Raw genomic sequence first — 14,178 nt, 5'->3', positions numbered from 1 at the left:
CCGGCACCCCGGCTCACCGCGACGGGTTGACCACCATCGCCGAACCGCCACCGCGCCGCACGGGCTCGGCAACCGCAGTCATGCTCTTGCCGGGTCCAAACTCGATGGCTGTCGCCGCGCCGATCTCTGCGGCCGATGTGAAGGCATCACCTGCTAGTACCAGTTTGTGTTTGTAGGGTGCCAAGGCGTCTCCGTACTGCGTGATGAAGCCCTGCTCGGCCGTGACGTTGGCGGTGTTGCGCTGGGACGCACGCGGGGCCGCGAGTGAGTCCAGGATGTTCATCCCCCAGTCCACCCTGTTGAGGATGGTCTGCAGCACCGTAGTGATAATGGTCGATCCGCCGGGCGAACCGAGCGCCAGGAACGGCTTCTCGTCCTTAAGGATGATGGTGGGAGACATCGAGGAGCGCGGACGCTTCCCCGGCTCGATCCGGTTCGGGTCCTCCGGATTGGTCGACGTATAGGAGAAGTCGGTGAGCTCGTTGTTAAGCAGGAACCCGCGGCCGGGAACCACGATGCCGGAGCCGCCGGTCTGCTCGATAGTGAGGGTGTACTCCACGACGTTCCCCCACTTGTCAGCGACCGTGAGGTTGGTGGTTGAGATGTTTTCGGTGTCCTTCTCGTCTGCGGCCGCCTCAGGCGAAACCGTGCACGCACCGTCGTACGATGCCACGTCCCCGGCAGGTACAGGCTTGGTTGCCGCCGTCCCGGGGCCAATGGCGCACGCCCGTTCCTTGCCAAACACCGGGTCAGTGAGGGCTTCGGTGGGGACGTCGGCAAATGCCGGGTCCCCGAGGTACTTGCCGCGGTCAGCGAAGGCGAGCGCGCTCGCCTCGAGGTAGTGGTGCAACGCAGCTGGTTTTGCCGTGGGCGACAAGTCAAACGGTTCCAGGATGTTCAGCGCTTCGCCCACGGTGGTCCCGCCACTGCTGGAGGGCGCCATGCCGTACACGTCATAACCGCGGTACTCCACATGTGTGGGTTCCTGGTCCAGCGTCCGGTATGCGGCGAGATCCGCCGTCGTCAGGTAGCCCGGAAGGGCTGGAATGCTGGTGGGCGGGACAGTCACAGGAGGCACCCAGGCGGGGTCTTTCGGCGGAGCCTGGACCGTGGCGGCGATCTCCGTCGCGAGCGAGCCGCCGTAGAAGGCATCCGTTCCCTCCTTCGCGAGGAGCCGGTACGTCTTGGCGAGGTCCTTGCTGTGGAAAATACTGCCGACGGCGGGAGCGTCACCGCCGGGCAGGAAGAGACTCGCCGTGGCGGGGAAGGCCGAGAACCGGACTTTGTTGTCGAGTGTCTGCTGGCGGAAGGTCTCGTCCACCACGAAGCCGCGGTTGGCCACCTTGATGGCAGGTTCGAGGGCCTCGTCAAGGTCCAGCGTCCCCCAACGCTCCAGCGCCCGTTCCCACGTCGCCGGCGTTCCGGGGACGCCCACGGAGACGCCGCTCGAGACGAGCTCTGCGAACGTGTATACGACGCCGGTGGCCGGATTCACGAACGCAGTGGTCGGCATCGTTGCCGGAGCCGTTTCCCGGCCATCAATGGTTCCCACTTTGCCGGTCTTCGCGTCGTAGAACACGAAGTATCCGCCTCCGCCGACGCCGGCGCTGTACGGCTCGGTCACACCCAGGGTCGCGGCCGCGGCCACGGCGGCATCCGCCGCATTGCCGCCGTCGCGCAGGACCTCGATAGCCGCAGCGGACGCCTCCGCGTCAACGGTGCTCACCGCCCCGCCGTACCCGGTCGCCATCGCCTCCTTCTTGATTTCCCGGGGATCAGCAAACGCGGGACCGGTCACCGCCCCACCCGTCACACTCAAGGCCAGAACAGCCGTTACAGCAGCTAATTGACGTCGCACACTAGGCATGATCTCTCCCAAGTCGGGGGTGTTGCGCAGGGTGGGTTTGCGCCACGATACTCCGCCCTGTTGGGACTCTCAAGGCTCAACTTCTTTGTGCCAAGGCCATGGCTTCAGGCCGGTGTGCCGGCTTCGGTGGTTGCTGTGTCGGCCGGCGAGCGCCGCCGCCGGCTCGCCAGCAGGAACGGCACGGCGAACAGCTCGATCACACCGCTGATGGCCAGCGACAACGGATAGCCGTATACGTCCGCGGCCCGGCCCATCAGCGGCTGCACCACAATTCCACCGCTGGATCCCATGAGTGAATCGAAGCTGAGCACCGTTGCCCGCTGCTTTGAAGCAATCATGTCGTTCAAATAGGCCTGCCGCACCGGAGTGCCCGCCGCTGAGATCAGGGCCCACAGCACCAGCAGCAGCAACGCCACCCAAAACACACGCGTAATGCCGAGGGCCACTAGGATCAAGGCGCCCATGCCGCTGCTCACTACCAGGACCGTGGTGCGTTTGCGGACCAGGCGCCGGACCATGGGCGCCAGCCAGCCGCCCACCACCTGGGCCCCGGCCACAATGCCCGCCGCGAGGCCGGCGACGGAGTAGGCGCGCGGGTCACCGAAGAGCTCCAGCAGGTAGGGCTGCAGAGCATAGAAAACATAGATCCCGACGCCGGCGCTGAAAGGCGCTGCGAGCATGATGTACCGTACGGGCGGGTGTTTCAGGCCGTTGTCGATGGAGGCGGACAGCACATCCCGGCTCGCCTTGAGCGGATGGGGAGAACGTTCCGGAGTGAAGCCCACATCGCGCATCAGCCAAAAGGCCACCCCGAACATCGCCAGGAGCACTCCAACGCGCAACAGGAACGGCACGCCGAGGTCAGTGGCCTGGGCAATCACGCCGCCGGCCGTCGAACCGACGAGCATCGCGATGCCGGAGACCATCAATGCCCGCCCGAACACTGCCTCCAACTCACCGTCGTAGCCGGAGAAACGCAACGCATCCACCAGCCAAGCCTCCACGGCCCCGGAGAAGAACGTGAAGCCCAGGCCCAGCAGGACCGACACCACTGCCCAGGCCCAGAAGGGAGCGGACAACTGCCAGAGCAGGTAGTACAGGTAGGTGGAGGCAGCCAGGGTCACGGTGCCGAGCAGGAATGAGACCCGGCGTCCCCAACCGTCCGCGATGACCCCGGTAGGCACTTCGAACAGGACCATGCCGGCCGTGAAAAAGGCGTTGGCCGCGAATGCTTCCAGGTTGCTCAGCCCGGCATCCAACAGAAAGAGCGTATTGATGCCCCAGATGAACGAGGCCGCAAGGGTGTTGCCCAGCGTCAGGGTGAGGTAGATGCGCTGGATCTTCCGCGCGGCGGCGTTCATGACGATCCGTTCATAACGTGCCGTTCATGACGTGGCGTTCATGAGCCGCTGGGCACCGGGTCATGCCGGAGGTACCGGCGCCGGAACCGGCCGGTCCCGGCAGTCAGCGCCCGCAGCTCCACAGCGTACTTCAGCAGTTCCTGGTCCGGGACTTCCGCGCTGATTTCGGTCAGCTCACTACCGGAGGTGGCCGTGCCGGTGAGCCGTCCGCGGCGTGCTGAGAGGTCACTCATCACGGCCCCCACGTGCGCCTCGGACACGGTGATGCTGACCGCAGAAACCGGCTCGAGCAGCTGGATACGACCGGCCGCGGCAGCCTCACGGAGCGCCAGGGCCCCCGCCGCCTGGAAGGCGGCGTCGGAAGAGTCAACGCTGTGGGCCTTGCCGCCCACCAGCGTGACGCGGAGGTCCACCACGGGGAACCCGGCAGCCAGCCCTTTCTGCATCTGCGCACGCACCCCTTTCTCCACGGAGGAGATGAACGTTCCGGGGATCACCCCGCCCACCGTTTTGTCGACGAATTCGAACCCGCCGCCACGGTCCAGCGGCTCCACGTCGATGTCGCAGACGGCATACTGCCCGTGGCCGCCGGACTGTTTGACGTGCCGGCCGTGGCCCGTTGCCGGGGCGGCGAACGTTTCCCGCAGTGGCGTCACTACGTCAATGGTGTGCAGCTTCACGCCCTGGTCGCGCAGCCTGTCCAGCACCACCTCGGCATGGGCCTCCCCCATGCACCAGAGGATCAGCTGGTGTGTTTCCGCGTTCCGCTCAACACGCAGCGTGGGATCGCCGGCGGCCACCTTCGCCAGACTCCGGGCCAGCGCGTCCTCGTCACTGCGCGAGTCCGCCTCGACGGCCACCGGCATCAGCGGCTCCGGCATCTCCCAGGTGGCCAGCAGGAGCGGCTGGTCCTTGGCCGAAATGGTGTCCCCCGTTTCGGCGCTTCCGAGTTTCGCCACCGCGCAGATGTCACCGGCCACGCAGTGCGCGACAGGACGCAGGTTGGGGCCCAGCGGAGAATACAGGTGGGTGACGCGCTCGTCCGTGTCATGGTCCTGATGGCCGCGGTCCCCGAGCCCGTGCCCGCCCACGTGCACTGGAGTGTCAGTACGCAGCGTGCCGGAAAAGACCCGTGTCAGGCAGACCCTGCCCAGGAACGGATCAATGGTGGTGCGGACCACCTCAGCTGCCAGCGGCCCGTCCGGGTCACAGGCCAAGGCGGACGCCGGCGCGCCCGCCAGGTCAGCCACCTCCGGGAGGCCGCCCTCCGCCGGCGACGGGAAGCCCCGGGTCAGGACTTCCAGCAGTTCCGCCGTGCCGAGTCCGGTGACAGCCGAGGCCGGCACCACCGGGAAAAAGGAACCGCGGGCGACGGCGGTTTCCAGGTCCGCGATGAGGACATCGGTATCGATGTCCTCACCACCCAGATAGCGGTCCATCAGGGTCTCGTCCTCGCTCTCGGCGATGATCCCTTCGATGAGCCGGCCCCGGGCGGCTTCCGACGCCGCGCGCTCACCGGCGTCAACGGCCCGGGAACCTGCGGCCGCCTCCCCGGCGGAGTAGTCAGAGACTGTGCCCGTCAGTAGTCCCAGCAGCCCGCTGGTTTCGCCGCCGGACCGGACCGGGACGTACAACGGCAGCACCGCGTCGCCGAACGCCTGCTGGCAGGCGGCCAGGACGCCGTCGTAATCTGCCCGGGGGTGGTCCAGGCGGGTGATGACCACAGCCCGCGGCATCCGGAGGCCTTCGCATTCGCCCCAGAGCGCCGTAGTGGTGGCGTCGATGCCGTCAACGGCGGAGACAACAAAGAGGGCGGCGTCCGCAGCCCGGAGCCCCGCCCGAAGTTCGCCGATAAAGTCCGGATATCCCGGAGTATCCAGCAGGTTCACCTTGATCCCGTCGACGAGCAGCGGAACCAGGGACAGCGTGACCGACCGTTGCTGCCGCACTGCCGAAGGGTCGGAATCGCTGACGGTGGTGCCCTCCGCGATGGAGCCTTTGCGTGAAATCATGCCGTGGGCGGCCAGCATTGCTTCGATCAGCAGGGTCTTCCCGGCGCCCGAATGCCCCACGAGCGCCACGTTGCGCACCTGTTCCGGATCTGTTGCCGCGATGCCGTGCGGAGCATCAGCCCGGCGCACCTCCGGCCCTCCCCGCCCCGGTGTCCGTGCTGCGTCCTTTGCGGCTTTCACTGACATGGGAACCTCCTGGCGTCTTTGCCATGCACCGGGCCGAATCGTGTTCTCTGATTCGACACCCTGACGGGCGCAAGGGCAAGAGCACGCGCCGGGACGAGGTGGCCGCAGCGGAGGATAATGGCAGCCAGAGCCCACGAGTCCGTGCCACTGTGAGGGGGTCCCATGCAGCCGGTTCCGCGCATCACAGTGGAGGTTCCCGTCCTCACGGTTGGTGCGGGCCCGTCCGACTACGAGGCGCTGGCCAGCTATGTCAATGCCCTGCGCAGGCCGCAGGGGCTGCACCTGACGCTGCTGCATATCGGCATCCTGGCGGATTTTGCGCAGGACGTCGCGGACTGGACCAAGGGGATCACCTCGGCCGGTGAAGCCGTCCGGCGCACGACGGGCTGGTTGCAGGGCCTGCCCGTTCTGGACGGGTTTGCGGGCACCTCGGAACAAGTGATCGTGCTGGGTGGCGGCGGCATCTCCGGACTCGAAGTGGACGTGCCCGATCGCGTGCACGACTACCAGGTGTCCCTGGTGCAGGGCCTGCATGATCTCCTGGACCGGCTCCTCGTGGACAATGTGGACGATTTCATCCTCAGCTCACCGGCACTGGGCTACCGGTACCCGCACTGGGTGCCCCATGTCGCCGTCGGCCGTCCCCTGTCGCGGGATCACCGGCCGCGGACGATTGCCCCGGTGACCCTCGTCTTTGGCCCGTCGCGGATCAGGAACGGACGGTTCCTCACGGCTGACTGAGCAGCCAACGCGTCAGAGCGCGGCACCGTTCCAGGCCCGCACGCTGCACGAACGGACACTTGCGGCCACTCCCCCCACACCCCTGCGCGAACGGACACTTGAGGCCCCGCGCGAAAAACTTTCCCAAAGTATTTCTCGTCACTGGCTAGAGGGGACCTTAAATGTCAGTGGCTCGCAAGAGGATGTGAGTATGAAGGGGACAACCGCAGTGGAGGCGTTCGAGGCCATCAAGGCTTCTGTCGCTGCGCTTGCTCTGGTGATCCCTGGCGCAGATCCTACGGGTCAAGGGGAACCGGATCCGCTGCGGCATCAGTCTGACGGCTGGCTGGACACGCTCGCGGAGGCTACCCGGCTGCAAGCTGCCACGGCAGCCCTGGTAGTCCACGCCGCCGCCGGGTTCGCTGACACTACGCGGGCGGTGGCCTCCCCGAATGCGCAGCCACAGGGCCTCATCGCGCAGGACATGGCCGTGGTCTCCGAGGTCGCGTGCGTCCTGACGGTCAGCGAACGGACGGCCGGTGCGCTTCTGTCCGAGGCCCACGAACTGACAACCACCCTCCCGCTGACGCTGGCCGCCCTGCAGGATGGGAACATTTCGTGGCAGCACGCCCGGGCCATGGTCGACGAAACCGCGAACTTGGACCCCGACGGCGCCGCCGCGTTGGAAGCCCACTTTCTGGACCCCGACGCACCCAACCCTGCACAGGGCTGCCCCGCCGGGGAACTCGTGCCGTCCCGGTTCCGGCACAAAGCCCGGACCTGGCGCGAACGCCACCACCCGGACAGCATCGAAAAACGCCACACCAAAAGCGCCCTGGACCGCCGGCTGGAGTTCGCCCCGGACCGGGACGGCATGGCCTGGCTGAGCGCGTACCTCCCCGCGGACCAGGCGGCCGGGATCTGGGACCGCACCACCACCGCGGCCCGCGCCCTCCAAGGACCCCATGAGGACCGGAACCTGAGCCAAATCCGCGCCGACGTGGCCGCCAAGTGGCTCCTTGGCGGCACGGCGGAGCACGTGCCGTCACCGTCGGCGCAGGTGCTCGTGACCGTGCCGGTGTTCGCCCTCATGGGCCTCACCGACGAACCCGCAATGCTCGATGGGTACGGCCCCATCCCGGCGTCGATGGCCAGTCGTCTGATGGGCGAAAGTTCCTCGTCGTTCCACCGTGTCTTGACTGATCCCCGCAACGGGGCGCCGCTGGAGATCGGACGGACCAGCTACCGCATCCCCGTCAGCATGCGGCAATGGCTCCGTCTGCGGGACGGGAAATGCCCGTTCCCCGGCTGCAGCAACCAGTCTCTGGACAATGAGGCCGACCACCTCCTCGCCTGGGCCGACGGCGGCACCACCGGCATCATTAACCTCGGGCAGCCATGCCCCAAGCACCACAGGCTCAAACACGCCAGCGGCTGGACACCCACTGGGGCGACCACCGACAAGCCACCCGGCTGGATTTCACCGACAGGCCGTCAGTACGCCAGCGAACAACAGGACTGGGAACCACCCGATTGGCCACCCGAAATCCTGAACCAACTATGGCACCGGGACGTTGGTCCTGCCCTGCCCGAAGACTCCCTGCCCGGCGAACCGCTTGAAGGTCTGCGCCCGGTAGATCCCATGCCGGAGTGCGTCTGGCTGCAGTGGCCGCTCGACGATCCTGACCCGGACGAGCTCTCACCTGACCTGTTCCCACCTGACGAGCTGGAACCATGTCTTGGCGTGGCCATGCCTGAAGATCCCCTTCCGGCTTGGATCTGGCAACAGACACCAGTCGACGAGCCATGGCCGGAGTGGGGCGTCCCTCAGCTGGTCTAGTTCCTCCGGGACTCGACTGCCCGTGCGGACCGGACGACCCAGTCGGCGTATGCAGCATTGACCGTTATTGCTGGTCAAGCGCGTCGAGCAGCCGTTTGACCGAGCCTCCAAGGTTCCATTCGACGGCGAGACGCTCCAGTTCGGCGCGCGATTCCCCGTCGACGGGGTGAAGCTGCGCACCCGCTTCCTCGAGGGTGGGAAGCTTGAGGTTGCGCACAATTTTCACCACCGTTGGCGCGACCGTCAGGTAGTCCGCGGCCGCGGCGAGCTTTGACCGCACGGACGCGGATACCCCGCCTCCCCCGTCGGCGGCTGCAGCGAGCAGGTTCTCCAGTGTGCCGTACTCGCCCAGGAGCGACGCGGCGGTCTTCTCGCCGATGCCGGCAACGCCTGGCAGCCCGTCGGAGGCGTCGCCGCGAAGGGTCGCGTAATCGGCATACTGTTCGGGCAGCACGCGGTACTTCCCGGCGACGACGGCGTCCGTCACGACTTCGAGGTTCCTCATGCCCCGCGCGGTGTAGATCACCCGGACCTGACGGTCATCGTTGACGGTCTGGAAAAGATCACGATCGCCGGTGACCACATCGACGGGGAGGTCCGCGTGGCTTGCATAGGTGCCGACGACGTCATCGGCCTCGTGTTCAGTAGCCCCCACGATGGCGATGCCGGCGAGCTCGAGCACGCGGCGGATCATCGGAAGCTGCGCCTCAAGCGCGTCCGGGACCACCTCAACGTCGGGAGCATCCGACACAAGTTCGGCAACCCGGTGCGACTTGTAGGTCGGGATGAGGTCCACGCGCCACTGCGGACGCCAGTCGTCGTCCCAGCATGCAATCAGATGCGTGGCCCCGTAATCCGTGGTGAGGCGGGCGATCATGTCCAGGAGGCCGCGAACCGCGTTCACCGGCGTTCCGTCAGCACTGCGGATCGTGTCCGGCAAGCCATAAAAGGCGCGAAAGTACAGCGACGCAGTATCAAGCAGCATCAGGCGGTGTGGCATACCTGATCCTGACACGGAAGCAGCTGCCGGGCTACGAGCATTTACCAGCGACAGAACGCTCCCATGGGGTTAGGATGCCTCTATCGGTTCAAGCAGCGGGCCAACCTTTTGTGTTTGTGAGGTTTCCCCTTGGCCGAAGATGCACCCGTAAAGACCGCGCCCCGCGTGCCCTTGAAGCAGGCTTCGGACCCGCACGCCCCGCCACGTCATCACGACGACGAACGGAACGGCCCTGCCGCAGCGGCTGACCGGAAAGCTGCTCCCAACGCCTATGGCTTCGACCCGGAGCAGTGGCCCGGCCCGTGAGCCCGGGTGGTGTCCTGCAATGAGCGCGCGAACTCCAGGCTGACGACATGCCCCACCTCAGCGTCAACGGTGTTGATCTCTACTACGAAGAGAGCGGCCAAGGGCAACCAATACTGGGCGTGCACGGAACACCGAGTTCGGCTGTGATGTGGGCGGACGCCGCAACCGAACTCGCCCGGCATGGCCGCTGCATCATCTACGACCGCAGGGGTTTCCACCGCAGTGCCCCGCCGCGGCCGTTCGCGACCTTGGACCTGGTGGATCACGTCGACGACGCAGCGGCAGTCCTGGCGGCGCTCCGTGCCGGGCCGGCAGTCGTGATCGGCCGCAGCACAGGCGGCCTGATCGCCGTCGAACTTGCCCGCCGTTTCCCGGACAAAGTCAAAGCGCTGGTCCTCCTGGAACCGGCGTTGTTCACCATCGCTCCGGATGCGGACGCCTGGGCCCGCGGCCTGCGCCGCCATGTGCTCGAGCGCACGAACGGTCAGCCCGGGCTTGCCGCCGAGATTGTAATCCGGGAAGCCCTTGGGGACGCGACATGGGAGTCGCTTCCCGCAGGGCTCAAACAGATGTTTGCCGGCACGAGCCACGCTGTCCTGGCCGAAATCAACGGCCACGGCCTGGATCTCAGCGACCATGCTTTGGAACTGAACGAGGAGCAACTCGCCGGGATCCGCCGGCCCGCCCTGATCGTCTCCGCCGAGGACTCCCCCGAGGCCTGCCGGTCCGTGAACGCAAGGTTGTCGGGTGCGTTGCCCTTTACCCATACGGTTCTGGTCCCGGGCGGGCATCTCATTGATCCCGCCCATCCGGCTGTCCTGGACTTCATCGACCGCAACGCCGGACCGGACCCTTGGGCCTAGGTTGCCTTGATCCTCGCGGCCGCCCGGACCGAGCCCGCCGTCAGGGCAGAATAGACAGCATGACCCTTACGACCTTCGCCCTGATCCGCCATGGCCAGACAGACTGGAATGCGCAGCGTCGGCTCCAGGGAGCCACCGACATTCCGCTGAACGACGTCGGCCGCGGCCAGGCGCGCGACGCCGTCGACGTCCTGTCAGACTACGAGTGGGATGCGATCGTGTCCTCGCCGCTTAGCCGTGCCGCGGAAACCGCCAGCGTGATTGCGGACGGGCTGGGGCTGAGCGTTACGCGGCACATTCCGGCGCTCGCCGAACGCAGCTTCGGACCGGCAGAGGGGTTGCAGGCCGGCCCCGAGCTGGAGGCCCTGCGCATACCCGGTGGTTACCGCGGCGCCGAAAGCGAGGAAGACGCGGCTGCGCGCGGGTTGGGTGCACTGGAAGCACTAGCCGAAGAATTCCCCGCCCGCCGCGTCTTTGTGGTCGCACACGGCACACTCCTCCGGGTGAGCCTTAACCGCGCCATCGGCCGCACATTGCACAGGATCGACAACGCGGTGCTGAACCTTGCCCACTACCATGCCACCGAGGGCTGGCAGCTCGAATACTTCAACGGCGAGCGCGTAGTGGCTGCAGCCCAGGGCTGATAAACCTAGGCGTCCGCCGTAACCTCGAACGTTTGGATGGTCCTGCGCTCCAGCCGCGGAATGATCTGTGCAGCCCCGATCCGCTCGATGTGTTCATACTCGCGGTGGGCGTCAAAACCCGCGGCATCCGTGTAGCGCTCCAGGATCACGATCTGCGCGGGGTCCTCCACGCCTTGGAAGAACTCGTAGGAAATGTTGGCCTCCTCCGTACGCGTGGCTGCGGCCATCTCGCCCAGCAGGCCCAGGACCGTTTCCGTTTCTTCCGGTTTCACCTGGTAGCGGACTACCACCTGGAAGTACGTCTCTGACATCTGGGCATTCCTCGCTCTGGAAAGAATGGGCTGCTCCACTCTATTGCTTGCCGCACGGACCGATGAGCCGCCACCACAATGGCGTAAGCCAGAGTTGCCGGCCGGCGCCGCGGTGGTCTTGACCGTGACATCGGCGCTGGATAGCGTCGCGACTATGGGCACTATCTTTGGCGGCATGGCGGTCAGCCTCGATGGCTACATCCGTTCAGAGAGCGGGGACCTGTCATGGCTGAACGATGCCATGGCCAAGAATGAGGATTACGGATTCGAGGCAACTGAGCGCAGAACCGGAGCCTATGTCATGGGTGCCAATACCTACCGGGAAATGGCGGCAATGGGCGGCCGGGGCTCCGCGGTTCCCACATATGTTCTCTTCCACGATGAAACTCTGGCCACGGGACGGAACACGCACGTGTACTCCGGCGATTTGCGCGATCTTGTCGCCCGGATAAAGCCCGCCATCCCTGAGGAGAAGGACATTTGCGTGTTCGGCGGCGGTCAGCTCATCACTGAATTCATCGAGTTGGGTCTGCTGGACGAACTGGGCGTCGCCGTCGTGCCGGTCATCCTCGGCGGCGGAGCGCCCTTCTTCGGCAGGATCAGCGAATGGAAAAAGCTTGCGCTCCGGGAGTGCCGCTCCTTTCCGTCCGGCATCGTGCTGCTGAACTATCAACTGACCGGCCCCACCGGCTGACGGGAACCGGCGCGGCCGAACCAAGCGGAAGCTTCCCTATTCAACGTAACCCCAGGCAGCTACACTCAGAGCCGAGAGTCCGTGACAGCATTCGGACATCTGGAGAGGAACGGAGGTGGTTTTGATGACTGCTACAGCCCCGCGCCCAGAGCGCCCCGCACGCATCAAACCAATCACCAACGTCTCCAGCATCCGCACGGCGTAAGCGCGCAACACACCAACGGACAGGCCTAACGGCCGCAGGGCTGCGCTCATTCCGGAGTCTGGAGACCTCTCCCGAGGACTCACCTTGAACAATTCCTCAGGCACACGCCTGGACAGCTACTCCCCATCAACCTCCGACTCGATCCCCGGCCCCGAAGGGCCCATAACGTACGGCTACTCCCCGGCCGTCGCCGGTTATTTTGACGCCCACCAACCCCAACACCGGACCCGCCACCCAGCGAACCAACACAGCGAGCGCGGACGGGTGGTGCGCCTGGACCGCAACCTCGTGCTCACAGCCGTTGGCGGCGAACTTCTCCACCTGCCGTACCCGCTCGACGCCGGCGTTCCGGTCACCGGCGACTGGGTCTGGATCGGGCCCAACCGCGCGGGCGACCGCCAGATCACCGGGATCCTCCCGCGCCGGTCTGAGCTCAGCCGGAAGCGCGCCTTTGAAGATTCCTCGGAGGCGCAGGTCCTGGCCGCGAACATGGATGTCGTGGGTGTGGTGGTCCCGGTGGACCGGCCGCTCACGCACAACCGCCTGGAACGCACACTCGTGGCAGCCTGGGATTCCGGCGCGGTTCCGCTGGTGATCATTACCAAAGCCGACCTTGCGGACATAGCGGACGACGTCGTCGGGAAGGTCATCCTGCAGGCGGCGGGCGTGGACGTGGTCACCACGTCAGCAGAGAACGGCGACGGGATCGATGCGCTGCTGGCGCACTTGCCGCCGCACGGCACGCTGGTCCTCCTCGGCCCGTCGGGCGCCGGCAAGTCCACGCTCATCAACGCCCTGGCGGGCCGCGAGGTCCAGCACACCGGCGAGGTCCGCTCCGGCGACTTCAAAGGCAAGCACACCACCACGTCGCGCGAACTCGTGCCGTTGCCGAACGGAGCCGTCCTCATGGACACCCCGGGCGTCCGGGGATTCGGCCTGTTCGACGCCGATGACGGCCTGGTGGAGATGTTCGGGGACGTGGAGGAACTGGCCAGCCGCTGCCGGTTCGCTGACTGCGCCCACCAGCAGGAGCCCGGCTGCGCCGTGCAGGCGGCTTTGGCGGACGGGACACTCGATGAGCGCCGCTGGCTGAGCTACGGCAAACTTCAGCGCGAACTCGCCGCCCTGGCCCGCCGCACCGATGCCGCCGCCCGCCGGGCCTACCAGCGCGAGTGGCACCAGAAGGTGGTGGTGGCAGGGAAATCGCAACGTTCCGCTGAACGTGACAGCTCCGAGCGGCGGGAGGAGCAACGGTCCAAACGTAAGCGACGCTGAGCAGGACGTTCGCACTCACAACTGCTCCCACGTCGCGGTGGTGGCCTCCGCTTAACGATCAGGGTCGTTGACCCTGATCGTTAACTGTAGGATCCGACGGCGGCGGCGGGCTGGCCGGCGGAAGGGGGCCATCCGGCGGGGCCGGGGCGGGCAGCGTGCTGCCGTCGCCGGCACCTGGCTGCCACGCCTGGAGTTCTGATGCGCCCTGGTCCAGACGGAACGGCGGATATTCATCGCGCATCAGGGCTGCGTAGGTGATGACACGGTAGATCCAGCGGTTGAAGCCCATCAGCAGGTCGAACAGCGGGCGCTGGTAGCGGCCACTGAACAGCAGTATTACCGCCGCATCAAGGACCAGGACGGCGGCGGTGTAGTCCCCCGAGACGAGCTGAAGTTCGACGCCGTTCACAGCCCGCCGGCCAGCCTATAGTAGGCGGCGTTCCAGTTGAGCTCCTTTTTGAACTGCTTGATGGTGGTGCCTTCATCGATGGTCAGGAGCTCGGTCTTGGCAATTTCGGCGAAGTCCTCGAACACGTCCAGACCCACCTGGGTGGAGAGTACCGTATGGTGCGCGGCGCCTGCGGTGAGCCACGCGGCGGCCGAGGTGGCGAAGTCCGGCTTGGGCTGCCACAGCGCGCGGGCCACCGGCAGGTTGGGCAGCGGTTCGTCCAGGTCCACGACGTCGACGGCATTCGCCACCAGGCGGAACCGGTCCCGCATGTCGGAGAGCGCCACCACGACGCCGGGGCCGGCGTCGGTGTCGAAGACCATCCGGACCGGGTCTTCCTTGCCGCCGATGCCGAGCGGGTGGATTTCGACGCGCGGTTTTGTGGCCGTCAGCGACGGGCAGACCTCGAGCATGTGTGCGCCCAGGATCTTCTCCGCGCCTGGCTC

The 14,178-nt window shown here is 66.4% G+C and carries 13 protein-coding genes and 1 pseudogene; 7 read left to right on the top strand and 7 right to left on the bottom strand.

What is annotated here, in order from left to right; genetic code table 11:
* Window positions 1-13 precede the first annotated feature (13 nt).
* The 3 genes from ACVWY0_RS17295 to ACVWY0_RS17285 all read right to left on the bottom strand — a co-directional run bounded on the left by ACVWY0_RS17295 (window position 14) and on the right by ACVWY0_RS17285 (window position 5,426).
* On the bottom strand, window positions 14-1,867 hold the full coding sequence (locus tag ACVWY0_RS17295; protein WP_485837765.1) for a gamma-glutamyltransferase family protein: 1,854 nt from the start codon (window positions 1,865-1,867) through the stop codon (window positions 14-16).
* Between the two features lie 104 nt (window positions 1,868-1,971).
* Window positions 1,972-3,228: an MFS transporter gene (locus ACVWY0_RS17290; RefSeq protein WP_485837764.1), complete on the bottom strand. Its 1,257-nt coding sequence runs from the start codon at window positions 3,226-3,228 to the stop codon at window positions 1,972-1,974.
* A gap of 38 nt (window positions 3,229-3,266) precedes the next feature.
* Window positions 3,267-5,426, bottom strand: a complete 2,160-nt coding sequence (locus ACVWY0_RS17285; RefSeq protein WP_485837763.1) for an elongation factor G-like protein EF-G2 — start codon at window positions 5,424-5,426, stop codon at window positions 3,267-3,269.
* Window positions 5,427-5,588: 162 nt separating this feature from the next.
* Between ACVWY0_RS17285 and ACVWY0_RS17280 the strand changes: the two genes are divergently transcribed.
* Both ACVWY0_RS17280 and ACVWY0_RS17275 read left to right on the top strand, forming a co-directional pair.
* Entirely contained in the window at window positions 5,589-6,167 is a 579-nt protein-coding gene (locus ACVWY0_RS17280) for a hypothetical protein (RefSeq protein WP_485837762.1), read from the top strand.
* Between the two features lie 190 nt (window positions 6,168-6,357).
* Window positions 6,358-7,986, top strand: coding sequence for an HNH endonuclease signature motif containing protein (locus tag ACVWY0_RS17275; RefSeq protein WP_485837761.1), 1,629 nt, complete (start codon window positions 6,358-6,360; stop codon window positions 7,984-7,986).
* 64 nt (window positions 7,987-8,050) lie between these two features.
* Here ACVWY0_RS17275 and ACVWY0_RS17270 read toward each other — a convergent pair whose 3' ends face one another.
* Window positions 8,051-8,986, bottom strand: coding sequence for a 5'-3' exonuclease (locus ACVWY0_RS17270; protein ID WP_485837760.1), 936 nt, complete (start codon window positions 8,984-8,986; stop codon window positions 8,051-8,053).
* 129 nt (window positions 8,987-9,115) lie between these two features.
* Here ACVWY0_RS17270 and ACVWY0_RS17265 point away from each other — a divergent pair, with 129 nt between their 5' ends.
* From ACVWY0_RS17265 to ACVWY0_RS17255, 3 genes are read left to right on the top strand one after another with little or no spacing between them, the layout of a single operon-like run.
* On the top strand, window positions 9,116-9,292 hold the full coding sequence (locus tag ACVWY0_RS17265) for a hypothetical protein (protein WP_485837759.1): 177 nt from the start codon (window positions 9,116-9,118) through the stop codon (window positions 9,290-9,292).
* A gap of 47 nt (window positions 9,293-9,339) precedes the next feature.
* Window positions 9,340-10,155: an alpha/beta fold hydrolase gene (locus ACVWY0_RS17260; RefSeq protein WP_485837758.1), complete on the top strand. Its 816-nt coding sequence runs from the start codon at window positions 9,340-9,342 to the stop codon at window positions 10,153-10,155.
* A 59-nt stretch (window positions 10,156-10,214) separates the two neighbouring features.
* Complete coding sequence (locus ACVWY0_RS17255) at window positions 10,215-10,799, top strand: histidine phosphatase family protein (RefSeq protein WP_485837757.1); 585 nt, start codon at window positions 10,215-10,217, stop codon at window positions 10,797-10,799.
* A 5-nt stretch (window positions 10,800-10,804) separates the two neighbouring features.
* Here ACVWY0_RS17255 and ACVWY0_RS17250 read toward each other — a convergent pair whose 3' ends face one another.
* The gene (locus ACVWY0_RS17250) at window positions 10,805-11,110 is read right to left on the bottom strand and encodes a putative quinol monooxygenase (RefSeq protein WP_485837756.1); all 306 of its coding nucleotides are present in this window, start codon (window positions 11,108-11,110) and stop codon (window positions 10,805-10,807) included.
* Between the two features lie 154 nt (window positions 11,111-11,264).
* On the opposite strand from ACVWY0_RS17250, the gene ACVWY0_RS17245 reads away from it, so the two are divergent.
* Complete coding sequence (locus ACVWY0_RS17245; RefSeq protein ID WP_485837755.1) at window positions 11,265-11,804, top strand: dihydrofolate reductase family protein; 540 nt, start codon at window positions 11,265-11,267, stop codon at window positions 11,802-11,804.
* Between the two features lie 289 nt (window positions 11,805-12,093).
* Complete coding sequence (gene rsgA / locus ACVWY0_RS17240; RefSeq protein WP_485837754.1) at window positions 12,094-13,284, top strand: ribosome small subunit-dependent GTPase A; 1,191 nt, start codon at window positions 12,094-12,096, stop codon at window positions 13,282-13,284.
* 58 nt (window positions 13,285-13,342) lie between these two features.
* On the opposite strand, the gene ACVWY0_RS17235 is transcribed toward rsgA, so the two are convergent.
* Both ACVWY0_RS17235 and ACVWY0_RS17230 read right to left on the bottom strand, forming a co-directional pair.
* Window positions 13,343-13,693: a DUF4389 domain-containing protein gene (locus ACVWY0_RS17235; protein ID WP_485837753.1), complete on the bottom strand. Its 351-nt coding sequence runs from the start codon at window positions 13,691-13,693 to the stop codon at window positions 13,343-13,345.
* Window positions 13,690-14,178, bottom strand: a pseudogene (locus tag ACVWY0_RS17230) (L-arabinose isomerase); the annotation flags it as partial. The gene ACVWY0_RS17235 and the pseudogene ACVWY0_RS17230, both read right to left, overlap by 4 nt.

Source organism: Arthrobacter sp. UYNi723, from assembly GCF_054057635.1.
Note: the sequence above shows the minus strand (reverse complement) of the source record. Positions and strands in the feature narration are given on the sequence as shown.

Bases quoted from the DNA above. Each gene is read 5' to 3' on its own strand.
- ACVWY0_RS17275 (WP_485837761.1), top strand. From the start codon at position 6,358: ATGAAGGGGACAACCGCAGTGGAGGCGTTCGAGGCCATCAAGGCTTCT.
- ACVWY0_RS17270 (WP_485837760.1), bottom strand. From the start codon at position 8,986: ATGCCACACCGCCTGATGCTGCTTGATACTGCGTCGCTGTACTTTCGC.
- ACVWY0_RS17250 (WP_485837756.1), bottom strand. From the start codon at position 11,110: ATGTCAGAGACGTACTTCCAGGTGGTAGTCCGCTACCAGGTGAAACCG.
- ACVWY0_RS17260 (WP_485837758.1), top strand. From the start codon at position 9,340: ATGCCCCACCTCAGCGTCAACGGTGTTGATCTCTACTACGAAGAGAGC.
- ACVWY0_RS17285 (WP_485837763.1), bottom strand. From the start codon at position 5,426: ATGTCAGTGAAAGCCGCAAAGGACGCAGCACGGACACCGGGGCGGGGA.
- ACVWY0_RS17295 (WP_485837765.1), bottom strand. From the start codon at position 1,867: ATGCCTAGTGTGCGACGTCAATTAGCTGCTGTAACGGCTGTTCTGGCC.
- ACVWY0_RS17245 (WP_485837755.1), top strand. From the start codon at position 11,265: ATGGGCACTATCTTTGGCGGCATGGCGGTCAGCCTCGATGGCTACATC.
- ACVWY0_RS17290 (WP_485837764.1), bottom strand. From the start codon at position 3,228: ATGAACGCCGCCGCGCGGAAGATCCAGCGCATCTACCTCACCCTGACG.
- ACVWY0_RS17280 (WP_485837762.1), top strand. From the start codon at position 5,589: ATGCAGCCGGTTCCGCGCATCACAGTGGAGGTTCCCGTCCTCACGGTT.
- ACVWY0_RS17255 (WP_485837757.1), top strand. From the start codon at position 10,215: ATGACCCTTACGACCTTCGCCCTGATCCGCCATGGCCAGACAGACTGG.